This window comes from Enterobacter sp. PL_is511, assembly GCF_055816065.1.
This window is the reverse complement of sequence record NZ_JBVPGP010000015.1, coordinates 1-22,809: the sequence shown is the minus strand read 5'-3', so window position 1 is coordinate 22,809 and position 22,809 is coordinate 1. Positions and strand designations below refer to the sequence as shown.

Sequence of the window (22,809 nt, the reverse complement as noted above, 5' to 3'; positions counted from 1 at the left end):
TCGATTAGACGATGAAGGCCGCAGCCTTCATCGTAGACGGCGTTCTTAGTTTGTACGACGACGCGTTAACGCCACGCCAGCACCAACGAGTGCCCCCACAATTCCCCACATGATCATCAGGAATGCGCGGCGCGGACTGTCGCGTTTTACAGGTTCTTCAGGCGTTCGCAAATAACGATAGGTCTGAAAACGCGGATCCAGGGATGGACCGACATTAAGCGTGTTAAGCATCGCGCGATTTTGATCGTAATCGAGGTCAAAATCAGGCCCAACGGCCTTCAGGTTTTCCAGACGCGCCTGCAGCATAGGGCGGCCAAGGAGGAACATCTCTGAATCAGGCAGCTCATCAGCCGGCACGTCCGTCTCAGTACGGGAAATATTGTGCTGCTCCGCAATTTTCAGCGCCTGCTCAATATTGTGTACACGACGAGCGAAAATGGCTTTAGCCACCTCTTCCTGACGTTTCACCTGCGCTTTCATCTGGATGGTACGAGCCGCCCAGGCGCCTTTAAGCTCTTCGTTAAGATGGCTTGCGGCACGCTGGCTGGCAAACGCAACATACTGACGCAACAGGTTGTTGGCATCCGGCGCAGTTTCTGCAATCAGCTTGACGCTGTCATTCACGTTACGCAGCGCATCGCCCGGCATAAACTGGATATTGTTAATCAGATCGTCCAGCAGGGCGGCATCGGCTTTGGTGTTATCAACCCGACGCTGCTTGTAGTAATCCGTCTGGGACCAGAAATCGCGGCGGGTATCCCACGAAGCCAGCTGCATCACAAACTCTTTATAGGCTTCATCCATAACGGAGGCCTGGTCTGGCGTTGCAAGACTGGCTTTGATATCCAGATTTCGCAGGAATTGCTGCTGGGAATAGTATCCCCCGAGCATGTTAACCGTTGGTTTGTCCGTGATTGCCGTGGCGCTCCACTCCTGTTTTGCAAAGAATGTATAGGCCAGCGCTAACAGTGCAAACCCCAGCGCGATCCCCGCAATCCAAAGTTTGCCTGCCCATAACACGCGAAACAAACCCCGAATATCCAGCTCATTCTCAGTTACCACTGATTTCGCTCCCGCCAACGGTTGAGTCATCATAGTCCCGGTTTTACTTAGTTAATGTTGTATGTTTGCCACTGCTACGACGCATCCTGCGCTTAATACGTTTAATGAAGCGTGCTACCTTCCATGCGCGCTTGATGCAGTAGCCATAGAGAGAAAAAGCTAGCAAGAACAATACCAACATAGCCCATTCAGGAACAAAATGTGTATATTCCGCCGTCACGCCAATCCCCGCTAGAATAGCAGCCGCCAGCGTAATAAGCACAAATGCCTGCCGGGAAGTGAATCCGGCTCGCATGATCAAATGATGAATGTGCTGACGATCAGCAGAGAAAGGACTCATCCCTTTACGCAGGCGGCGATACATAATCGCAACCATATCCATTAACGGGATAGCGATAATCCATAATGCCGTTACCGGGCTAATGGGGTGTACATCACCCTGAGTGGTTTCCAGCAAGATCCAAATGATAGTAAAGCCGATAAGCGTACTACCCGCATCACCCATGAATACTTTATAGCGCCGGCCCAATGCGCCGAGATTTAAAAGGATATAAGGCAGGATGGCCGCAATCATGGCAAAACACCACATAGCAAGGCTATATTGCCCATCGAACCATAAAATGAAACCAATTGCGGCAAATGAGACGCAGGACAGGCCTCCAAGCAAACCATCAATACCGTCAACCATGTTGAACGCGTTAATCGCCACCCACACGGCAAAAAGTGTCAGGAAATAACCGAACGGACCGAGTTCCATCTCCCAGGAGCCAAAAATATAGCCCAGGCTACTCAAGTGCAACTTAGCGAACACCATCATAGCAATAGCCACAGCAGCCTGAACGAAGGCGCGGATTTTGACGCTAATATCATAACGGTCGTCAAGAGCGCCAACCACCACAAGCACAGTCGCACAGGTCAGGTACAGCTTGGCATGTGGAATATAGTAATCCGCTATGGCGAATGTGAAGCAGATCCCCGCGAAAACAGAGATACCCCCGACCAAAGGGATCATACCTTGATGACGCTTACGGAAGTTGGGTTTATCCACTAACCCCAGATATTTCGCCACCTTACGTGCCAGAAACAAAAAGCAGGTGGTAAACAAGAAAATACTGGTTAGTTCAGTAAACGTATCAAGTAGGTTCACAATGGATGTTCTCAACAAATGTTAGTCAAGCAAGTATAACCATCAAGGCGCTGAGCCTGAAGTTATAAAGCAAACCTCTTACAGTTCCATTTGTTTATTATTCAAGCTATTAATGTTTTTACTGTGCGAATTATCTTATTGTCGCACTGACCGGTCAAAATTGGGAGTAGGTGGTACTAGCGTATAGGCCATAAAAGAAAAACGCCACGTAAAAACGTGGCGTTCGCTGGCTTTATTTGCGTTACGAGCGTTTCATCATGTCGAAGAAATCGTCGTTGGTTTTGGTCATCGCCAGTTTGTTAATGAGGAATTCCATCGCGTCAATTTCACCCATTGGATGGATGATTTTGCGCAGGATCCACATTTTCTGCAGCTCTTCCTGCGTGGTGAGGAGCTCTTCTTTACGGGTACCGGAACGGTTGTAGTCGATAGCCGGGAAGACGCGTTTTTCAGCGATTTTACGAGAAAGGTGCAGTTCCATGTTACCTGTACCTTTAAATTCTTCGTAAATCACTTCGTCCATTTTTGAACCGGTATCGATCAACGCCGTCGCGATGATGGTCAGGCTGCCGCCCTCTTCCACGTTACGTGCGGCACCGAAGAAGCGTTTCGGACGATGCAGGGCGTTAGCATCCACACCACCGGTCAATACTTTACCGGAAGCTGGCACGACGGTGTTGTACGCACGCGCCAGACGGGTGATGGAGTCGAGCAGGATGATCACGTCTTTCTTGTGCTCAACCAGGCGTTTCGCCTTCTCGATAACCATTTCCGCAACCTGAACGTGGCGAGAGGCTGGCTCGTCGAAGGTAGAAGCAACCACTTCACCTTTAACCAGACGCTGCATCTCGGTCACTTCTTCCGGACGTTCGTCAATCAGCAGCACCATCAGCACGCAGTCTGGGTGGTTATAGGCGATGCTCTGCGCGATGTTCTGCAGCAGCATGGTTTTACCCGCTTTCGGCGGTGCCACAATCAGACCACGCTGGCCACGACCAATTGGTGATGCCAGATCCAGAACACGCGCGGTTAAGTCTTCGGTAGAACCGTTACCACGCTCCATGCGCAGGCGAGAGTTCGCGTGCAGCGGCGTTAAGTTCTCAAAGAGGATCTTATTACGCGAGTTTTCTGGTTTGTCGAAGTTAACTTCATTGACTTTCAACAGCGCAAAGTAGCGTTCACCCTCTTTAGGAGGACGAATCTTACCTGAAATGGTGTCACCAGTGCGGAGGTTGAAACGGCGGATTTGGCTGGGGGATACGTAGATGTCGTCAGGGCCGGCGAGGTAGGAGCTGTCTGCAGAGCGGAGGAAACCAAATCCGTCTTGCAATATCTCCAGCACACCGTCGCCAAAGATATCTTCGCCACTCTTAGCGTGCTGCTTCAGGATGGCGAAAATGATGTCCTGCTTGCGCATACGAGCCTGGTTTTCCAGCCCCATATTTTCGCCGAGAGTGATCAGCTCAGAAACCGGCGTATTCTTTAATTCGGTAAGATTCATAATGGTGTGGGTTCTTAAACTCGGGGTGATTCTCGAACTTAATGTTGTGAATGGTATGGCAGGGTCATCCATGCCTGTTTAGCGGCCATCAACTCATGTCTGTTCGCTGTCTGGTCACAGGGAAAGAACGCAGAACTGAAACGACAAGACGGATTGAGTGACAAGCCCGGAATTTAGCCACTTCACGCACTGTTCATGTCAACAACGGGAAGTATCGGGTAAAACAAGATTCAAACAACAAGATATGTTTAAAACGAAGTCATAGCTAACTTAGCACGACTTCAGCCGGGCGTCCAGAGTTCCACATCATTTAGCCGGGAGCTCTGAACGCACAGCGGAGAAACCTTACGCCAGGTTAGCGTCCAGGAACTCTTTCAGTTGACCTTTGGACAGCGCGCCCACTTTGGTCGCCGCCACTTCGCCGTTTTTGAACAGCAGCAGGGTCGGAATGCCACGGATACCGTATTTTGGTGCGGTGCCCGGGTTCTGGTCGATGTTCAGCTTGGCAACGGTCAGTTTGCCCTGATATTCGTCGGCGATCTCATCCAGAATCGGGGCGATCATTTTGCAAGGACCACACCATTCAGCCCAGAAATCGACGAGGATCAGCCCGTCAGCCTTAAGTACGTCCGTGTCAAAACTGTCGTCAGTCAGGTGAATAATTTTATCGCTCATATATAACTCCACAGGAATAAGCCTGGTACGTTGGTTTTGTCTCCACCAACGACGTGTTGATGTCGCATTAACCAACTAAAGGTTGACTTTATTTCACCGGATACGCTTTCGTAAAGCAATAGTAAGCTGATATTCTACCACACTATGAGCAAAACACATTTAACAGAACAGAAGTTTTCCGACTTCGCGCTGCACCCGAAGGTGATTGAAGCCCTTGAAAATAAAGGGTTTCATAACTGCACGCCCATTCAGGCCCTCGCGCTGCCGCTGACGCTGGCCGGTCGCGATGTTGCCGGGCAGGCGCAAACCGGTACCGGCAAAACGATGGCGTTTTTAACGTCAACGTTTCATTATTTACTTTCTCACCCAGCGATTGCAGACCGCAAAGTTAACCAGCCGCGCGCGCTAATTATGGCCCCGACGCGAGAACTGGCGGTACAGATCCATGCAGACGCTGAACCCCTGGCGCAGGCTACCGGCCTTAAGCTTGGACTGGCCTATGGCGGCGACGGCTACGATAAACAGCTGAAAGTGCTGGAAAGCGGTGTGGATATCCTGATCGGTACCACCGGCCGTCTTATCGACTACGCTAAACAGAACCACATTAACCTCGGTGCAATCCAGGTTGTGGTGCTCGATGAAGCTGACCGCATGTACGATCTGGGCTTCATTAAAGACATCCGCTGGCTGTTCCGCCGTATGCCTCCGGCCAATCAGCGCCTGAATATGCTGTTCTCTGCAACCCTCTCCTACCGTGTGCGCGAACTGGCGTTCGAACAGATGAACAACGCCGAATACGTGGAAGTGGAACCGGAGCAGAAAACGGGTCACCGCATTAAAGAAGAGCTCTTCTATCCTTCCAATGAAGAGAAAATGCGTCTGCTGCAAACTCTGATCGAAGAAGAATGGCCCGATCGCGCCATTATCTTCGCGAACACCAAACACCGTTGTGAAGACATCTGGGGCCATCTGGCTGCAGACGGTCACCGTGTTGGCCTGCTGACCGGCGACGTGGCGCAGAAAAAACGCCTGCGCATTCTTGAAGAATTTACCCGTGGCGATCTCGATATTCTGGTCGCAACCGACGTGGCGGCACGTGGTTTACACATTCCGGCCGTGACGCACGTCTTTAACTACGATCTGCCAGACGACTGCGAAGACTACGTACACCGTATCGGTCGAACCGGTCGTGCGGGCGCAAGCGGTCACTCGATTAGCCTTGCGTGTGAAGAGTATGCGCTGAATCTTCCAGCCATTGAGACTTATATCGGTCACTCTATTCCGCAGAGCAAATACAATCCGGAAGCGCTGTTAAGCGAACTGCCGCCGCCTAAGCGTCTAACCCGCCCACGCTCCGGCAATGGTCCGCGTCGTTCAGGCGGCGCACCGCGTAATCGTCGTCGTTCAGGTTAAAAAATATGCTCAGCTCCACCTCGCTTTATGCGGCAATTGATCTCGGTTCGAATAGTTTTCATATGCTGGTTGTGCGCGAGGTGGCGGGAAGCATACAAACGCTGACGCGCATTAAGCGCAAGGTCCGCCTCGCGGCGGGCCTGAGCAGCGACAATCACCTCTCACCTGAAGCCATGGAACGTGGCTGGCAGTGTCTGCGGCTCTTTGCCGAGCGTCTGCAGGATATCCCGCATGCCCAAATCACCGTGGTCGCCACTGCGACACTCCGACTGGCGGTTAACGCCGTGGATTTTATTGCCAGAGCGCAGGAAATTCTCGGTTGTCCGGTTCAGGTTATCAGCGGTGAAGAAGAAGCTCGCCTGATTTATCAGGGTGTTGCACACACCACGGGGGGTGACGATCGTCGCCTGGTAGTGGATATCGGCGGTGCCAGTACCGAGCTTGTGACCGGCACCGGCGCGCAGGCAACGTCGCTGTTCAGCCTGTCGATGGGCTGCGTGACCTGGCTTGAGCGCTACTTTACCGATCGTAATCTCGGGAAAGAGAACTTCGACGAGGCAGAGAACGCCGCGCGCGAAGTGTTACGCCCGGTGATGGACGAGCTGCGCTATCACGGCTGGAAAGTCTGCGTGGGTGCCTCGGGTACCGTGCAGGCTCTGCAGGAAATCATGATGGCGCAGGGAATGGACGAACGGATTACGCTTGCCAAACTTCAGCAGCTGAAACAACGCGCCATTCAGTGCGGACGCCTGGAAGAGCTGGAAATTGAAGGCCTGACGCTGGAGCGCGCGCTGGTCTTCCCGAGCGGACTGGCCATTCTTATCGCTATTTTCACCGAGCTGAACATCCAGTGTATGACCCTGGCCGGCGGCGCGCTGCGCGAAGGTCTGGTCTACGGGATGCTGCATCTGTCGGTCGATCAGGATATCCGCAGCCGTACCCTGCGCAACGTGCAGCGTCGTTTTCTGGTTGATATCGATCAGGCAGGACGCGTATCGCAGCTGGCGTCACGCTTCGCCGATCAGGTCGCTAACGTCTGGGATCTTGATCCTCTGAGCCGAGATTTATTGCTAAGCGCCTGTGCGCTACATGAAGTGGGGCTGAGCATTGATTTTAAGCAGGCACCGGCTCATGCAGCGTATCTGGTGCGCAACCTGGATTTACCGGGCTATACACCTGCGCAGAAAAAATTGCTGGCAACGCTGCTGCTGAACCAGACCAATGCCGTTGATCTCTCGTCTTTGCATCAGCAAAACGCCGTACCGCCGCGCGTGGCCGAGCATCTGTGCCGCCTGCTGCGTCTGGCGATCCTGTTTGCCTGCCGCCGCCGCGATGATTTGCTGCCAGCCATTAGTCTGGTGGCCGATGACGAGAAGCTTTCGCTGACGTTACCGGAGAACTGGATTGATCGTCACCCGCTTGGGGCAGAGATGATCGAGCAGGAGTGCCAGTGGCAGAGCTATGTGCACTGGGTGCTGGAAGTGAAGTAATACGCTGAACATTGCCGGGTGGCGGCTTCGCCTTACCCGGCCTACTCATCATTATCCTTTCTCTTTGGCTTTTGCCAGCATGGCGCGGATGTTTGCCACGTTAGCCTGCCCCTTGTGCATCCGCTCTTCTGCGGTAATCACTTTGCGCTCCTGTTCCCAGATCACGTCATCCTGCGGCAGCTCCAGAAGGAAACGACTCGGCTCAGGGCGGACGAGTTCGCCATACTGACGGCGCTCTTTACACAGCGTGAACGTCAGCTCTTTCTGCGCGCGGGTGATCCCCACGTAGGCCAGACGGCGTTCCTCGTCGACGTTGTCTTCATCAATGCTGCTCTGATGCGGTAACAACCCCTCTTCCATACCGACCAGATAGACATACGGGAACTCCAGACCTTTTGACGCATGCAGCGTCATCAGCTGAACCTGATCGGCCTCTTCTTCGCTCTCGCCGCGCTCCATCATGTCGCGCAGGGTAAAGCGAGTGACCACCTGCGTCAGCGTCATCGGCTCGTCGATTTCAGAGCCTTCCAGCATTTCGGTCATCCAGCTGAAGAGCTGGTTAACGTTTTTCATGCGCATCTCAGCCGCTTTCGGGCTGGCTGAGGTTTCATACAGCCAGGACTCATAGTCGATGCCGTGAATGAGATCGCGCACTGCCGCCACCGGCTCGCGCTCCGCGAGACGCTGCACTTCGCCGAGCCAGTGGGTGAAGCGGGTTAACGAGTCATACCCGCGTCCGGTTAACGTCTGGCTCAGCCCCATGTCGAAGCTGGCGGTAAACATACTTTTGTTGCGGGTCATCGCCCACTCGCCGAGCTTTTGCAGCGTCGCCGGGCCAATCTCGCGTTTTGGCGTATTCACGATGCGCAGAAACGCGCTGTCGTCATCCGGGTTAGTGAGCACGCGTAGATAGGCCAGCAGATCTTTGATTTCTGGTCGTGAGAAGAACGACGTGCCGCCCGAGATTTTGTACGGAATGCGGTTCTGCATCAGCATCTTTTCAAAGACGCGCGACTGGTGATTGCCGCGATAGAGGATCGCGTAATCCTTATATTCGGTTTTGTTGACGAAGTGGTGGGCGATGAGTTCACCCGTCACGCGCTCCGCTTCATGATCCTCATTGTTGGCGCTGAGCACTTTCAGCTCCGTACCGTAACCCAGTTCGGAGAAGAGACGCTTCTCAAACACGTGCGGGTTATTGGCAATCAGGATGTTAGCTGCTTTCAGGATACGCCCGGAGGAGCGATAGTTCTGTTCCAGCTTAATCACCTGCAGCGCCGGGAAATCTTTGCTCAGCAGCACCAGGTTTTGCGGGCGCGCGCCGCGCCAGGAGTAAATTGACTGGTCGTCGTCGCCTACCACGGTAAAACGCGCGCGCTGCCCCACCAGCAGCTTCACCAGCTCGTACTGGCTGGTGTTGGTGTCCTGATACTCATCCACCAGCAGGTAACGGATTTTGTTCTGCCAGCGCTCGCGCACCTCTTCATTACGCTGCAGCAGCAGCGTCGGCAGCAGGATCAGGTCGTCGAAGTCCAGCACGTTGCACGCTTTCATATGTGCATCGTACAGACCGTAGCAGTGGGCGAAGATGCGATCCCGTTCGCCTTTGGCGATCGCCGCGGCCTGGGCCGGCGTCATCAGATCGTTTTTCCAGTTCGAGATCGTCGAGATCAGCTGCTGCAACAGCACTTTATCATCTTCGATCAGCCCCTCGGTGAGCTCTTTGAGCAGCGCCACCTGATCGGTGTCATCAAAGAGGGAGAAGTTGGACTTCATGCCCAGCGCCGCATACTCGCGTTTGATGATATCCAGCCCCAGCGTGTGGAAGGTGGAGATCATCAGGCCGCGCGCCTCTTTACGGCCCAGCGTCTGACCGACACGCTCTTTCATCTCGCGCGCCGCTTTATTGGTAAAGGTGACCGCCGCAATGTGTCGCGCCTGATACCCACAGTTGTGGATCAGATGGGCGATTTTGTTGGTGATCACGCGGGTTTTACCCGAACCGGCCCCTGCCAGCACCAGGCATGGTCCAGTAACGAATTCGACCGCTTGTTGTTGTCCAGGGTTTAAACGCATGGGAGTATTGCTCAATCTTCGAACGGGGTGTGGATTGTAGCAGAAAGCCGGGCGCAGATTTACCGGCTAATGATAAAGTGGAGAAATCGCGTTTAACCCATAGAGCAGAACCATGAAAAAGACCGCAGCAGCCCTGCATATTCTGGTAAAAGAAGAGAAACTGGCTCAGGAGATCCTGGCCAGGCTGGAGCGCGGCATCAGCTTTGATCATCTGGCGAAGCGTTACTCTAAATGCCCGTCCGGGCGCAATGGCGGTGATCTTGGGGAGTTTCAACAAGGTGCAATGGTCGGCCCGTTCGATCAGGCGGTCTTTAGCTGCCCGCTTCTGAAGCCCTACGGCCCGGTAAAAACCAAATTTGGCTACCATATCATTAAGGTGCTTTATCGCCGCTGACGCGTGGTATATTGCGCCCCGATTTATCTCAACCCATTCAAGGCACGATCATGGCAAAAACAGCAGCAGCACTGCATATTCTTGTTAAAGAAGAGAAACTGGCTCTGGATCTTCTGGAGCAGATCAAAAACGGCGCCGACTTCGGCAAACTGGCGAAGAAGCACTCTATCTGTCCGTCAGGCAAACGCGGCGGCGATCTGGGTGAATTCCGCCAGGGTCAGATGGTACCGGCGTTCGATAAAGTGGTCTTCTCCTGCCCGGTGCTGGAGCCAACCGGCCCGCTGCACACTCAGTTCGGCTACCACGTGATTAAAGTGCTGTATCGCAAATAAAAAAGCCGGGTGGCGGCTGCGCCTTACCCGGCCTACATCTTACGGTTTTGTAGGTCGGGTAAGCGAAGCGCCACCCGACAAGATTGTTAGCCCGCTACCGCGATACGCTTCATATCGGTCATGTAGCCACGCAGTTTGTGACCCACTTTCTCGATCTGATGGCTGCGAATCGCTTCGTTCACATCGCGCAGTTGCGCGTTATCCACGGCACCTTCCGCAATCGCTTTGCCCAGATCGCCCGTCTGCAGAGTGGTCATAAACTCTTTCAGCAGCGGTACGCAGGCGTAAGAGAACAGGTAGTTACCGTATTCTGCGGTATCAGAGATCACCACGTTCATTTCGTACAGACGCTTACGGGCGATGGTGTTCGCAATCAGCGGCAGTTCGTGCAGTGATTCGTAGTACGCAGACTCTTCGATGATGCCGGAATCGACCATGGTTTCGAACGCCAGCTCAACGCCTGCTTTCACCATCGCGATCATCAGGACGCCTTTATCGAAGTACTCCTGCTCGCCGATTTTACCTTCATACTGCGGCGCGGTTTCGAACGCGGTCTTACCGGTCTCTTCACGCCAGGTCAGCAGTTTCTTATCGTCGTTCGCCCAGTCCGCCATCATACCGGAAGAGAACTCACCGGAGATGATGTCGTCCATGTGTTTCTGGAACAACGGCGCCATGATGGTTTTCAGCTGTTCAGACAGCGCGTAAGCACGCAGTTTTGCCGGGTTGGACAGACGGTCCATCATCAGCGTAATACCACCCTGCTTCAGCGCTTCGGTGATGGTTTCCCAGCCGAACTGAATCAGTTTTTCAGCGTAGGCCGGGTCAGTACCTTCTTCCACCAGCTTGTCGAAGCACAGCAGAGAACCGGCCTGCAGCATGCCGCACAGAATGGTCTGCTCGCCCATCAAGTCAGATTTCACTTCGGCAACGAAGGACGATTCCAGAACGCCCGCACGGTGGCCGCCGGTCGCCGCTGCCCATGCTTTGGCAATCGCCATGCCTTCGCCTTTCGGATCGTTTTCCGGGTGAACTGCGATAAGCGTCGGCACGCCGAAGCCACGTTTGTACTCTTCGCGTACTTCCGTACCCGGACACTTCGGTGCCACCATCACTACGGTGATGTCTTTACGGATCTGCTCGCCCACTTCAACGATGTTGAAGCCGTGGGAGTAACCCAGCGCGGCACCGTCTTTCATCAGCGGCTGTACGGAACGCACAACGTCTGAGTGCTGTTTGTCCGGGGTCAGGTTAACCACCAGATCCGCCTGCGGGATCAGCTCTTCGTAGGTACCCACTTTGAAGCCGTTTTCGGTCGCTTTACGCCAGGAAGCACGCTTCTCGGCAATCGCTTCTTTACGCAGGGCGTAGGAGATATCCAGACCGGAGTCACGCATGTTCAGGCCCTGGTTCAGACCCTGTGCGCCACAGCCGACGATGACCACTTTTTTACCCTGAAGGTAGCTCGCGCCATCGGCAAATTCGTCGCGCGCCATGAAGCGGCATTTGCCCAGCTGCGCCAGCTGCTGGCGCAAGTTCAGTGTATTAAAGTAGTTAGCCATGGGTGATACCTCGTGATGTTGTGTGTCTTATTGTTCGGTTCGCGTTTCAGCGAGAATGTACCCACATTACAACAGGAAATTTATTGCGGAAATTGATATATTCACAACGTCACGTTGCAATTTTTGCAATATAAAAAGAGGGAGTGGAATCAGTGGATTTACGCGATCTGAAAATGTTCCTGCACCTGGCGGAAAGCCGTCACTTTGGCCGCAGCGCCCGGGCGATGCACGTTAGCCCCTCCACGCTTTCGCGCCAGATCCAGCGCCTTGAGGAAGACCTCGGCCAGCCGCTGTTCGTGCGCGACAACCGCACCGTCACCCTCACGGAAGCGGGCGAAGAGTTGCGCATTTTTGCCCAGCAGACGCTGTTGCAGTACCAGCAGCTGCGTCACTCGATTGACCAGCAGGGGCCGTCACTTTCCGGTGAGCTGCATATTTTCTGCTCCGTGACCGCCGCCTATAGCCATCTGCCGCCCATTCTCGACCGCTTCCGCGCGGCGCATCCGTCGGTTGAAATTAAACTCACCACCGGCGACGCCTCCGACGCAATGGAGAAAGTGGTGACGGGCGAAGCGGATCTCGCCATTGCCGGGAAGCCGGAAACCCTGCCGGGCGCGGTAGCGTTCTCAATGCTGGAGAATCTGGCGGTGGTGCTGATTGCCCCCGCGCTGCCCTGCCCGGTGCGTAATCAGGTGTCGGTGGAAAAACCGGACTGGTCCACGGTGCCGTTTATCATGGCCGATCAGGGGCCTGTGCGCCGCCGCATTGAGCTGTGGTTCCGCCGTCAGAAAATCAGCAACCCGTCGATTTACGCCACGGTCAGCGGCCATGAAGCGATGGTGTCGATGGTGGCGCTGGGCTGCGGCGTGGCGCTGCTGCCGGAAGTGGTGCTGGAAAATAGCCCGGAACCGGTGCGCAATCGCGTAATGATTCTGGAGCGCAGCGACGAGAAGACGCCGTTTGAGCTTGGCGTGTGCGCACAAAAAAAGCGGCTGCATGAGCCGCTTATTGATGCGTTCTGGACGATATTGCCGAACCACTAAAGCCGGGTGGCGCTGCGCTTGCCCGGCCAGCCCTTAGCCCGCGAGGAAGAAGCGGAAGGCCGGGTTATGGGTTTCGTCGTGACACTCATAGCCCAGCTCGTTCAGCCGCGTTTCGAAATCCGGCTCGTGCTCGCCCAGTTCAAACGCCGCCAGCACGCGCCCGTAGTCGGTGCCGTGGCTGCGGTAGTGGAACAGAGAGATGTTCCAGTGCGTGCCCAGCGTGTGAAGGAACTTGAGCAGCGCGCCCGGCGATTCCGGGAACTCGAAGCTGAACAGACGTTCCCTGAGCGGCTTCGATGGACGCCCGCCGACCATGTAGCGCACGTGCAGCTTCGCCATCTCGTCGTCAGAGAGATCGACCACGCTATAGCCGCCCTCATGCAGCAGGTTGAGGATCTCTTTGCGCTCCTCCACGCCACGGCTCAGACGCACGCCGACAAAAATACAGGCGTCTTTGGCATCGGCAAAACGGTAGTTAAACTCCGTCACCGAACGACCACCCAGCAGCTGACAGAACTTCAGGAAGCTGCCCTTCTCTTCCGGGATGGTCACCGCCAGCAGCGCTTCACGCTGTTCGCCCAGCTCGCAGCGCTCGGAAACGTAGCGCAGACCGTGGAAGTTCACGTTGGCACCAGACAGCACGTGCGCCAGCCGCTCGCCGCGAATGTTGTGCTGCGCGATGTATTTTTTCATCCCCGCCAGCGCCAGCGCGCCGGAAGGTTCCGCCACCGCGCGCACATCCTCGAACAGATCTTTCATCGCCGCGCAGATGGCATCGCTATCCACCGTGACGATATCGTCGAGATATTCCTGGCACAGGCGGAAGGTTTCATCCCCAATGCGCTTCACCGCCACGCCCTCGGCAAACAGCCCGACGCGCGGCAGATCTACCGGGTGACCCGCATCCAGCGCCGCTTTCAGGCAGGCAGAGTCTTCCGCTTCAACGGCGATGACTTTGATCTGCGGCATCAGCTGTTTGATCAGCACCGCCACGCCCGCGGCCAGGCCGCCGCCGCCGACCGGCACAAACACGCGATCGAGATGGGCATCCTGCTGCAGCAGTTCAAGCGCCAGCGTCCCCTGCCCGGCAATAACCATCGGATGGTCGAACGGCGGCACCCAGGTGAACCCCTGCTGCTGCGCCAGCTCGATCGCTTTGGCTTTCGCTTCGTCAAAGTTGGCGCCGTGGAGCAGCACTTCGCCGCCGAAACCGCGTACCGCATCGACTTTGATGTCGGCGGTAGCGACCGGCATCACGATCAGCGCTTTCAGACCTAAACGGGCCGAAGAGAAAGCTACACCCTGCGCGTGGTTGCCCGCTGAGGCGGTAATCACGCCGCGCGCTTTCTGCTCGTCGGTCAGCCCGGCCATCATCGCGTAGGCGCCGCGCAGCTTGAAGCTGTGCACCGGCTGACGGTCTTCGCGCTTGACCAGGATCACGTTGTCGAGGCGCGAAGAGAGTTTTTCCATTTTCTGCAGGGGTGTGACCTGCACGGCTTCATAGACCGGCGCGCGCAGCACCGCTCTGAGGTATTCCGCCCCCTCGGGGGCGGCGGATAAGGGTTGCGACTCGGCCATCATTAGCCCCCAAGTTTAGATTTATCGCGCACCGCGCCTTTATCTGCACTGGTGGCAAGGCTCGCGTAGGCGCGCAGGGCGAAGGAGACTTCGCGCTGGCGGTCTTTCGGCGTCCAGGCTTTGTCGCCGCGGGCTTCCTGCGCTTCACGACGGGCCGCAATTTCCTGGTCGCTCAGCTTGAGCTGAATGCCGCGATTCGGAATGTCGATTTCGATCAGGTCGCCGTCTTCGATGATGGCGATGTTGCCGCCGCTTGCCGCTTCCGGCGAAACGTGACCGATAGAGAGGCCGGAGGTGCCGCCGGAGAAACGTCCGTCGGTGATCAGCGCGCAGGCTTTACCGAGGCCCATCGATTTCAGGAAGGTGGTTGGGTAGAGCATCTCCTGCATGCCCGGGCCGCCTTTCGGCCCTTCATAACGGATGACAACCACGTCGCCTTCCACCACTTTGCCGCCGAGGATGGCGTCTACCGCTTCATCCTGGCTTTCGTACACTTTCGCCGGGCCGGTGAATTTCAGGATGCTGTCGTCCACGCCAGCGGTCTTCACGATGCAGCCGTTTTCCGCAAAGTTACCGTACAGCACGGCCAGGCCGCCGTCCTTGCTGTAGGCGTGTTCCAGCGAGCGGATACAGCCTTCGGCGCGGTCATCGTCCAGGGTATCCCAGCGACAGTCCTGCGAGAATGCCTGGGTGGTGCGAATACCGGCAGGACCCGCGCGGAACATTTTTTTCACCGCGTCGTCTTTGGTCAGCATCACGTCGTACTGGTCCAGCGATTCCGGCAACGTCAGGCCGAGGACGTTTTTCACGTCTCGGTTCAGCAGCCCGGCGCGATCCAGCTCGCCGAGGATACCGATGACGCCACCGGCACGGTGCACGTCTTCCATGTGGTACTTCTGCGTACTCGGCGCGACCTTACACAGCTGCGGCACTTTACGGGACAGCTTGTCGATGTCGCTCATGGTGAAGTCGATTTCAGCTTCCTGCGCGGCGGCCAGCAGGTGCAGAACGGTGTTGGTGGAACCGCCCATGGCGATATCCAGGGTCATGGCGTTCTCGAACGCCGCTTTGCTGGCGATGCTGCGCGGCAGCGCGCTGGCGTCGTCCTGCTCGTAGTAGCGTTTGGTCAGCTCAACGATACGTTTACCGGCATTGAGGAACAGCTGCTTACGGTCGGCGTGGGTCGCCAGCAGCGAGCCGTTGCCCGGCTGAGAAAGACCCAGCGCTTCGGTCAGGCAGTTCATGGAGTTCGCCGTGAACATCCCGGAACAGGAGCCGCAGGTCGGGCACGCGGAGCGCTCAACCTGATCGCTCTGCTCGTCAGAGACTTTCGGGTCCGCGCCCTGGATCATCGCATCAACCAGGTCGAGCTTGATGATTTTGTCGGAGAGCTTGGTTTTCCCCGCTTCCATTGGGCCACCGGAGACGAAGATCACCGGAATATTCAGGCGCAGGGAGGCCATCAGCATCCCCGGGGTGATTTTGTCGCAGTTGGAGATACAGACCATTGCATCGGCGCAGTGGGCGTTAACCATGTACTCCACCGAGTCGGCGATCAGCTCGCGCGACGGCAGTGAATAGAGCATGCCCCCGTGCCCCATCGCGATACCGTCATCCACCGCAATGGTGTTGAACTCTTTCGCCACGCCGCCGGAGGCCTCGATTTGCTCGGCAACCAGCTTACCCAGATCGCGCAGGTGCACGTGGCCCGGAACGAACTGGGTGAAGGAGTTCACCACGGCGATAATCGGCTTACCGAAATCGGCGTCGGTCATTCCGGTGGCGCGCCACAGTGCGCGGGCACCCGCCATGTTACGGCCATGGGTGGTGGTGGCTGAACGATACTTAGGCATGCTTTATTTACTCCCGTCTGACTATGTAATGGGACGGTGCGTGCCGTCCCAAATTTATACTTAGTGATTAACCTGATCCAACCAGCCGTATTTATCTTCTGTTTCGCCGGTGAAGAGGCCAAAGAACGCTTGCTGAATGCGTTTGGTGACCGGGCCACAGCGGCCTTCGCCCACCTGGATACCGTCTACGCTGCGCACCGGCGTGATTTCAGCCGCGGTACCGGACATAAAGACTTCATCGGCCAGATACAGGGATTCGCGGGACAGCACCTGCTCGCGCACTTCGATACCCAGATCTTTCGCCAGCTTGATGATGGCATCACGGGTGATGCCCGGCAGCGCGGACGAGGTGAACGGCGGCGTGAACAGGATGCCGTCTTTCACTTCAAACAGGTTTTCACCCGCACCTTCTGAGATGTAGCCGTTTACGTCCAGGGCGATACCTTCCTGATAGCCGTGACGGCGCGCTTCGCTACCGACCAGCAGTGAAGAGAGGTAGTTACCGCCAGCTTTCGCGGCGGTCGGGATGGTGTTTGGCGCAACGCGGTTCCAGGAAGAGACCATTGCGTCGATCCCCTGCTCCAGGGCTTCTGCCCCCAGGTAGGCACCCCATGGGAACGCGGCAATGATCACATCCGTTGTATAGCCAGCTGGGGGGTTCACGCCCATACCGACGTCGCCCACGAAGACCAGCGGACGAATATAGGCGCTGGTCAGGTTGTTCTTACGGATCACGTCGCGGCAGGCTTCCATCAGCTCATCAACGCTCTGGGAAACCGGGAAACGATAAATTTTGGCTGAGTCATGCAGACGCTGCATGTGTTCGCGATGGCGGAACACCACTGGCCCTTTGTGAGAATCGTAGCAGCGGATGCCTTCAAACACGGAGGTACCGTAATGCAGCGCGTGGGACATCACATGGACCTTCGCGTCCTCCCAGCGAACCATCTCACCGTTGAACCAAATGTAATCAGCTTTTTTTGTCGTCATTTTTTCGTCCTGTCACGCTTAAGCGCGGATTTGTTGTGATGTGGTTGTGCTCTGGCAGATGGCAACATGGGCAACGTCTACCAGCTTTGATAACTGACTAAACAGTAAGTCGACCGACCGCGGGCTGGCAACGGTTAATTCGATACTGATATTCCGGGCATCAGTGGCCGTCTCCATATTCATAGAGCAAATCTGAAAACCACGATGACGCACCACGCGCAAAACGCGTTCTAAGGTTTCCGGGTTGAAGCGAGCCTGTACGGCGACCTGATGCTGCATCATGATAATTTCTCCATCATTTGTGAGTTACTGGCACCAGGCGGTACCAGCGGCCAGACATTCTCGAGTTCATCGATTGAGACATGAAGCAGGTAAGGCCCATCGCTGTTCAGCATGGTGTCGAGCGCCGCTTCAACCTGATCTTTACGGGTGATGTGCTGACCAGGGATGCCAAAGGCGCTGGCCAGGGTGAGGAAATCGGGGTTATCGGTGAGCGTCGTTTCGCTGTAGCGCTCCTGGAAGAACAGCTGTTGCCACTGGCGAACCATTCCTAAACGCTGGTTGTCGAGCAAGACGATTTTCAGCGGCAACTGCTTGCGCTTAACGGTGCCGAGCTCCTGAACGTTCATCATGAAGGAGCCGTCACCGGAGATACAGATAACGGTATCGTTCGGGCGGGCAACCTGTGCGCCAACGGCGGCTGGCAGACCGAAGCCCATCGTCCCTAACCCGCTGGAGGTGATGAAGTTTTCCGGGCGGGTGTAGGTCATGTGCTGCGCGGACCACATCTGGTGCTGGCCTACGTCGGTGGTGACGACGCTGTCAGCCGGTTTACGGTCGGACAACTGCTTCAACAGCAGCGGCGCGTAGATGGCCTCGCCGGGGTGGTCGTAACGCCAGGCGTGCTCGGCGCGCATGTCTGCGGTGTGCTGACGCCATGCATTGATATCCAGCGGCTGCTGCAATGCCGGTAACAGTGCGTTGAGATCGCCCTGGAGGGCAACGTGCGCCTGACGCAGCTTGTTCATCTCCGCCGGGTCGATATCCATATGGATCACTTTGGCGTTCGGCGCAAAGGTATTCAGCTTGCCGGTGACGCGGTCGTCAAAACGGGCACCTACGGCGATGAGCAGATCGCACGCCTGCACCGCCAGGTTTGCCGCTTTGGTGCCGTGCATCCCCAGCATGCCCAGATAGTATGGGTAATCCGCGTCGACAGCACCGAGACCTTTCAGCGTGCAGGTCGCTGGCATCTGCGTTGTTGCGATAAATTCGCGCAGGGCTGGAACGGCCTGCGCCATGCCGACGCCACCGCCGACGTACAGCATCGGCTGTTTCGCCTGCGCCAGCATCTGGCGAGCCTCTTCAACTTCCGCATCCGGAAACGCATTGTCGCTTTCAACGGTTGAGAAGTGCGGTTCCAAATCGCCGAATGCCACCTGGATATCTTTCGGGATATCGACCAGAACCGGACCAGGACGGCCTGAGTTTGCCACTTCGAACGCTTCTGCCATTACGCGCGGCAGCTCTTCCAGAGACTGGACGAGGAAGCTGTGTTTGGTGCAGGCCAGCGATAAACCGAGGACGTCGACTTCCTGGAAAGCGTCGGTACCGATGAACGGAGACGCCACCTGCCCGGTGATGGCGACAACGGGAACGGAATCCAACAGCGCGTCAGCCAGGCCGGTGATCAGGTTAGTTGCGCCCGGGCCTGACGTCGCCATACACACGCCCGTTTTACCTGTCGCGCGGGCATAGCCGATGGCTGCCATCGCTGCGCCCTGCTCGTGTCGGCACAAGAGATGTTCCACGCCGCCGTCATACAGTGCATCGTAAATCGGCATAATTGCGCCACCCGGATAACCGAATACTGTCTCGACTCCCTGCGCGCGCAACGCATGTACTACCCACTGTGCCCCATTCATAGTTAGTTCCCCGTCATAAATCGGGAGAAACAGAATTTTGTGCTAGTCGTCATGCTCTGCTCCTCATTTGCGTTTTTTAGTCATAAAAAAACCCCCGGACCTTTCGGTGCGGGGGTCTTAGTTCGTTAAGGCTTGATTTCTAAGCCTTTCCTCGTCCAAGTGCAGCCCCGCACGGTGGGATAATAATCACCACCACGCTAATCACGACCAGGCTAATCACTCGTAGAAGGGCTGTCATTTTCAGTTCTTTTTGCATCTTGTTCGAAGGAATACCTAAAGAGTTATCACAGTTTTTAAATCAAACACAAGATTTATTTATGACGGATTTGGTTAGTCCGCGAATCATATTTCTTAAAAGCGTTGTTTTATATACGGAAATTAGAAAATGAATATTTTTCATTTTTTTACTGTGGCGCTAACCGTCAAAACAGGATTTTTTACGTTCTGCGAGGAGGTTTCCACGATTATGAGATTGTTGTAATGCACCATTAAAATCCCTGAACAAGCGGCGTAAATTCACGAAATGGCGCTAAACAAATATAACGAGCACTGACATAGTCACACCAGGAGGTAGTGCAAATGTCACTGTCAGTTGTTTATACGCGTGCGGCTCTCGGGGTAAAGGCACCGCTTGTTTCCGTCGAGGTTCATTTGAGTAATGGGCTACCCGGACTCACGCTTGTCGGGTTACCTGAAACGACGGTTAAAGAGGCCAGGGATCGCGTCCGCAGCGCAATAATAAATAGCGGTTATGCCTTCCCCGCGAAGAAGATCACCATCAACCTTGCTCCTGCCGATCTGCCTAAAGAGGGGGGACGATACGATTTACCTATCGCAATTGCCCTTCTCGCGGCTTCTGAGCAGCTTAATACGACACGGCTAGGCTCGTATGAGTTCGTTGGCGAACTCGCGCTTACAGGCGCGTTAAGAGGCGTTCCCGGGGCGATATCGGGAGCGCTGGAAGCCATACGTGCAGGGCGGCAAATCATTGTCGCCAATGAAAACGCATCAGAAGTGAGTCTTATCGCGGAAAAAGGATGCCTCATCGCGGGGCATTTACAGGAAGTTTGTGCATGGCTGGAAGGGCGGCATGAACTGTCCGAGCCGGAGGAGTGTAATGATGTTATAGCGGATGCTCCAGAGGATCTCAGCGAGATTATGGGGCAGGAGCAAGGGAAACGGGCGCTGGAGATTACGGCTGCAGGGGGACACAATCTTCTGTTAATTGGTCCGCCGGGTACGGGTAAAACCATGTTGGCGAGCAGATTGAGTGGGTTGCTTCCACCGCTCAATAATCATGAAGCGCTGGAAAGTGCCGCCATATACAGCCTCATCAGTTCTGCATCGTTGCAAAAACAGTGGCGCCGTCGCCCTTTTCGATCCCCGCATCATAGCGCCTCACTGACGGCAATGGTCGGCGGTGGGTCTATCCCCGGGCCGGGTGAGATCTCGCTGGCACACAATGGCATTCTGTTTCTTGATGAATTGCCGGAGTTTGAGCGCCGCGTGCTGGATGCACTGCGGGAGCCCATTGAATCCGGCGAGATACATATCTCACGCACGCGGGCCAAAATAAGCTATCCCGCGCAGTTTCAGCTGGTCGCCGCGATGAACCCCAGCCCGACGGGCCACTACCAGGGCAACCATAACCGCTGTACGCCAGAGCAGACATTGCGCTATCTCGGTAAGTTATCCGGCCCGTTCCTCGACCGTTTCGATTTATCTCTCGAAATCCCGCTTCCTCCACCGGGCCTGCTCAGGCAAACGGGCATCACGGGTGAAAGCTCAGCAGAGGTACGCGAGCGGGTGATTGCAGCCCAGAAGCGGCAGTACGCCCGTCAGAACAGGCTAAATGCGCGGCTGGATAATGCCGGGATCCGGCAGTTTTGTTCTCTTAACATTGAGGATGCGGGATGGCTGGAGGAGACGTTGACGCGGTTCGGGCTATCCATACGTGCGTGGCAGCGTTTGTTGAAAGTCGCCAGAACCATTGCTGACGTGGAGGGGTGCACTGACATTGAGAGGAAACATTTGCAGGAGGCGCTGAGCTATCGCGCTATCGATCGTTTGCTGCTGCATCTGCAGAAGTTGCTGGCATAAAAAAGGGGCCGTAGCCCCTTCTTATCATCTTAGTCATCAGACTCGGTGTAGTCTTCTGCACCTTCCATCTGCGGCTTACCGCCAGACAGCGTATGGAAGCGCTTTGGACGCTTAATGCGCGCCATGTACTTGATCCACACACGTTCCGCTTCAGACTGCGGCTCACGCTCACCACGGCAAACAGAAACAAACTGTTTTTCGTCTTCGGTTGCAGGTTCACGCTTACCCAGATCCAGCTCGTTAAAGGCATAACCATGGCGCTCAAGCAGTTGAGCTTCTTTGATGGTGAAATCGCCGTGACGAGAGAACCCGCGCGGATAATGTTTATTGTCGAAAAAACGATTAGTCGTCGTAAAGCTTTCCGCCATCCTACACGCTCCTAATTCTTTGGCCGAGCTATTTATGGCGCGGAGTATTAGTTACGCTTGACAGAGTGTAAAACAAAACATTTAAATCATAACGACAAATAATTTTGCGGAGAAAGATGTGGATACGGAATTGCTTAAAACTTTCCTTGAAGTGAGCAGAACACGCCACTTTGGGCGAGCAGCTGAAGCCCTTTACCTGACGCAGTCAGCAGTCAGTTTTCGTATTCGACAGCTGGAAAATCAACTGGGTGTGAATCTTTTTACCCGCCATCGTAACAATATTCGCTTAACGCCTGCCGGCGAGAAACTGCTGCCGTACGCTGAAACACTCATGAATACCTGGCAGGCGGCACGCAAAGAGGTGGCACATACGTCGAGGCATAATGAGTTCTCGATAGGGGCCAGCGCTTCCCTGTGGGAATGTATGCTAAGTCAGTGGCTTACCCGGCTTTATCATTCACACAGTCACCTGCAATTCGAAGCCAGGATTGCGCAACGGCAGTCGCTGGTTAAGCAACTTCATGAGCGCCAGCTTGATCTTCTGATCACAACCGAAGCCCCCAAGATGGACGAATTTAGCAGCCAGATTGTGGGTCAGTTTGGACTGGCGCTTTATGCCTCTGAACCTTCAATGATGAAGGCAGACCTGACCTATTTGCGCCTGGAATGGGGGCCAGATTTCCAGCAGCATGAGACGGGATTGATCGCACCTGATGATGTTCCGCAGTTAACGACCAGCTCTGCAGAGATCGCCTGTCAGCAGCTGCCCTTGCTGAGAGGTTGTACCTGGTTACCTGTGCGCTGGGCAGATACTAAAGCGGGGCTGCATACGGTGCTGGATTCCACCACGCTTACCAGGCCGCTGTATGCGATTTGGCTGCAAAACAGTGATAAGCAATCACAGATAAAAGATCTGTTAAAAATCAATGTAATGGATTGATACATCAGCCAGCAGGAATGCTGGCTGAAAAATTAAGAAGAGCGTTTTCTGCAGCGTTTCAGGCAAAAAAAATCCTTTGCCGAAGCAAAGGATTCTATATGGCAGGGGCGGAGAGACTCGAACTCGCGACACCCGGTTTTGGAGACCGGTGCTCTACCAACTGAGCTACGCCCCTAAAGTTTTTGCCATTAAGCCTGCCGATAAGGCAGGCTTAATGTCTTAATAAGTGGCGGAACGGACGGGACTCGAACCCGCGACCCCCTGCGTGACAGGCAGGTATTCTAACCGACTGAACTACCGCTCCACCGAAGACTGCTTGTAACCACCGGATTTATGCACCGGCTTACTACTTAATTTGAT

General features: G+C 55.3%; 21 protein-coding genes and 2 tRNA genes. 7 read left to right on the top strand and 16 right to left on the bottom strand.

All coding sequences use genetic code 11. The features are described 5' to 3' along the window. Nucleotides 1–45: 45 nt before the first annotated feature. The 4 genes from wzzE to trxA all read right to left on the bottom strand — a co-directional run bounded on the left by wzzE (nucleotide 46) and on the right by trxA (nucleotide 4,385). A complete protein-coding gene (wzzE, locus tag AC0TN7_RS02900) occupies nucleotides 46–1,092 on the bottom strand; it encodes an ECA polysaccharide chain length modulation protein (protein ID WP_032646093.1) in 1,047 nt (348 codons plus the stop codon). 13 nt (nucleotides 1,093–1,105) lie between these two features. Next, complete coding sequence (wecA, locus tag AC0TN7_RS02895) at nucleotides 1,106–2,209, bottom strand: UDP-N-acetylglucosamine--undecaprenyl-phosphate N-acetylglucosaminephosphotransferase (protein ID WP_473701821.1); 1,104 nt, start codon at nucleotides 2,207–2,209, stop codon at nucleotides 1,106–1,108. Nucleotides 2,210–2,450: 241 nt separating this feature from the next. Next, entirely contained in the window at nucleotides 2,451–3,710 is a 1,260-nt protein-coding gene (rho, locus tag AC0TN7_RS02890) for a transcription termination factor Rho (protein WP_008501566.1), read from the bottom strand. A 345-nt stretch (nucleotides 3,711–4,055) separates the two neighbouring features. Then, a complete protein-coding gene (trxA, locus tag AC0TN7_RS02885) occupies nucleotides 4,056–4,385 on the bottom strand; it encodes a thioredoxin TrxA (RefSeq protein WP_006179218.1) in 330 nt (109 codons plus the stop codon). A 144-nt stretch (nucleotides 4,386–4,529) separates the two neighbouring features. On the opposite strand from trxA, the gene rhlB reads away from it, so the two are divergent. Together rhlB and gppA are read left to right on the top strand one after the other, a co-directional pair. Beyond that, nucleotides 4,530–5,798 (top strand): ATP-dependent RNA helicase RhlB, encoded by a 1,269-nt coding sequence (rhlB, locus tag AC0TN7_RS02880; protein WP_021242834.1) that lies wholly within the window; start codon nucleotides 4,530–4,532, stop codon nucleotides 5,796–5,798. A gap of 5 nt (nucleotides 5,799–5,803) precedes the next feature. Next, nucleotides 5,804–7,288 carry a guanosine-5'-triphosphate,3'-diphosphate diphosphatase gene (gene gppA / locus AC0TN7_RS02875; RefSeq protein ID WP_473701820.1) on the top strand — a complete coding sequence of 495 codons (1,485 nt, stop codon included), beginning with the start codon at nucleotides 5,804–5,806 and terminating at the stop codon, nucleotides 7,286–7,288. Nucleotides 7,289–7,339: 51 nt separating this feature from the next. On the opposite strand, the gene rep is transcribed toward gppA, so the two are convergent. Beyond that, nucleotides 7,340–9,364: a DNA helicase Rep gene (rep, locus tag AC0TN7_RS02870; RefSeq protein ID WP_032646096.1), complete on the bottom strand. Its 2,025-nt coding sequence runs from the start codon at nucleotides 9,362–9,364 to the stop codon at nucleotides 7,340–7,342. 112 nt (nucleotides 9,365–9,476) lie between these two features. Here rep and ppiC (AC0TN7_RS02865) point away from each other — a divergent pair, with 112 nt between their 5' ends. Further along, nucleotides 9,477–9,758, top strand: a complete 282-nt coding sequence (ppiC, locus tag AC0TN7_RS02865) for a peptidylprolyl isomerase PpiC (RefSeq protein WP_048989374.1) — start codon at nucleotides 9,477–9,479, stop codon at nucleotides 9,756–9,758. Between the two features lie 50 nt (nucleotides 9,759–9,808). Continuing rightward, nucleotides 9,809–10,090 (top strand): peptidylprolyl isomerase PpiC, encoded by a 282-nt coding sequence (gene ppiC / locus AC0TN7_RS02860; RefSeq protein ID WP_008501570.1) that lies wholly within the window; start codon nucleotides 9,809–9,811, stop codon nucleotides 10,088–10,090. Nucleotides 10,091–10,176: 86 nt separating this feature from the next. Here the strand turns inward: ppiC (AC0TN7_RS02860) and ilvC are convergent, their stop codons facing one another. Further along, a complete protein-coding gene (ilvC, locus tag AC0TN7_RS02855) occupies nucleotides 10,177–11,652 on the bottom strand; it encodes a ketol-acid reductoisomerase (protein WP_021242831.1) in 1,476 nt (491 codons plus the stop codon). Between the two features lie 152 nt (nucleotides 11,653–11,804). Between ilvC and ilvY the strand changes: the two genes are divergently transcribed. Then, nucleotides 11,805–12,695, top strand: coding sequence for an HTH-type transcriptional activator IlvY (gene ilvY, locus AC0TN7_RS02850; protein WP_023333829.1), 891 nt, complete (start codon nucleotides 11,805–11,807; stop codon nucleotides 12,693–12,695). Nucleotides 12,696–12,728: 33 nt separating this feature from the next. Here the strand turns inward: ilvY and ilvA are convergent, their stop codons facing one another. The 7 genes from ilvA to ilvL all read right to left on the bottom strand — a co-directional run bounded on the left by ilvA (nucleotide 12,729) and on the right by ilvL (nucleotide 19,279). After that, a complete protein-coding gene (gene ilvA / locus AC0TN7_RS02845; RefSeq protein WP_024907958.1) occupies nucleotides 12,729–14,273 on the bottom strand; it encodes a threonine ammonia-lyase, biosynthetic in 1,545 nt (514 codons plus the stop codon). 2 nt (nucleotides 14,274–14,275) lie between these two features. Further along, a complete protein-coding gene (gene ilvD / locus AC0TN7_RS02840; RefSeq protein WP_045909248.1) occupies nucleotides 14,276–16,126 on the bottom strand; it encodes a dihydroxy-acid dehydratase in 1,851 nt (616 codons plus the stop codon). 60 nt (nucleotides 16,127–16,186) lie between these two features. Next, a complete protein-coding gene (gene ilvE / locus AC0TN7_RS02835) occupies nucleotides 16,187–17,116 on the bottom strand; it encodes a branched-chain-amino-acid transaminase (RefSeq protein ID WP_023309654.1) in 930 nt (309 codons plus the stop codon). A gap of 18 nt (nucleotides 17,117–17,134) precedes the next feature. Next, on the bottom strand, nucleotides 17,135–17,398 hold the full coding sequence (gene ilvM / locus AC0TN7_RS02830; protein ID WP_024907956.1) for an acetolactate synthase 2 small subunit: 264 nt from the start codon (nucleotides 17,396–17,398) through the stop codon (nucleotides 17,135–17,137). Then, nucleotides 17,395–19,041, bottom strand: a complete 1,647-nt coding sequence (gene ilvG, locus AC0TN7_RS02825) for an acetolactate synthase 2 catalytic subunit (protein ID WP_061716304.1) — start codon at nucleotides 19,039–19,041, stop codon at nucleotides 17,395–17,397. Before ilvG ends, ilvM begins: the two co-directional genes overlap by 4 nt. A 2-nt stretch (nucleotides 19,042–19,043) precedes the next feature. Further along, nucleotides 19,044–19,094, bottom strand: coding sequence for a peptide IlvX (gene ilvX, locus AC0TN7_RS02820; protein ID WP_166792073.1), 51 nt, complete (start codon nucleotides 19,092–19,094; stop codon nucleotides 19,044–19,046). Nucleotides 19,095–19,180: 86 nt separating this feature from the next. Next, entirely contained in the window at nucleotides 19,181–19,279 is a 99-nt protein-coding gene (ilvL, locus tag AC0TN7_RS02815) for an ilv operon leader peptide (protein ID WP_001311244.1), read from the bottom strand. 341 nt (nucleotides 19,280–19,620) lie between these two features. Here ilvL and AC0TN7_RS02810 point away from each other — a divergent pair, with 341 nt between their 5' ends. After that, entirely contained in the window at nucleotides 19,621–21,141 is a 1,521-nt protein-coding gene (locus AC0TN7_RS02810; protein WP_473701819.1) for a YifB family Mg chelatase-like AAA ATPase, read from the top strand. Nucleotides 21,142–21,170: 29 nt separating this feature from the next. On the opposite strand, the gene AC0TN7_RS02805 is transcribed toward AC0TN7_RS02810, so the two are convergent. Beyond that, nucleotides 21,171–21,509: a MaoP family protein gene (locus AC0TN7_RS02805; RefSeq protein WP_008501577.1), complete on the bottom strand. Its 339-nt coding sequence runs from the start codon at nucleotides 21,507–21,509 to the stop codon at nucleotides 21,171–21,173. Between the two features lie 118 nt (nucleotides 21,510–21,627). Here AC0TN7_RS02805 and hdfR point away from each other — a divergent pair, with 118 nt between their 5' ends. Next, nucleotides 21,628–22,449 carry an HTH-type transcriptional regulator HdfR gene (gene hdfR / locus AC0TN7_RS02800; protein ID WP_024907953.1) on the top strand — a complete coding sequence of 274 codons (822 nt, stop codon included), beginning with the start codon at nucleotides 21,628–21,630 and terminating at the stop codon, nucleotides 22,447–22,449. A 99-nt stretch (nucleotides 22,450–22,548) separates the two neighbouring features. Here the strand turns inward: hdfR and AC0TN7_RS02795 are convergent. Both AC0TN7_RS02795 and AC0TN7_RS02790 read right to left on the bottom strand, forming a co-directional pair. Further along, nucleotides 22,549–22,624: transfer RNA gene (locus AC0TN7_RS02795), tRNA-Trp, on the bottom strand. A gap of 52 nt (nucleotides 22,625–22,676) precedes the next feature. Then, nucleotides 22,677–22,753, bottom strand: a tRNA-Asp gene (locus tag AC0TN7_RS02790). Nucleotides 22,754–22,809: the final 56 nt, after the last annotated feature.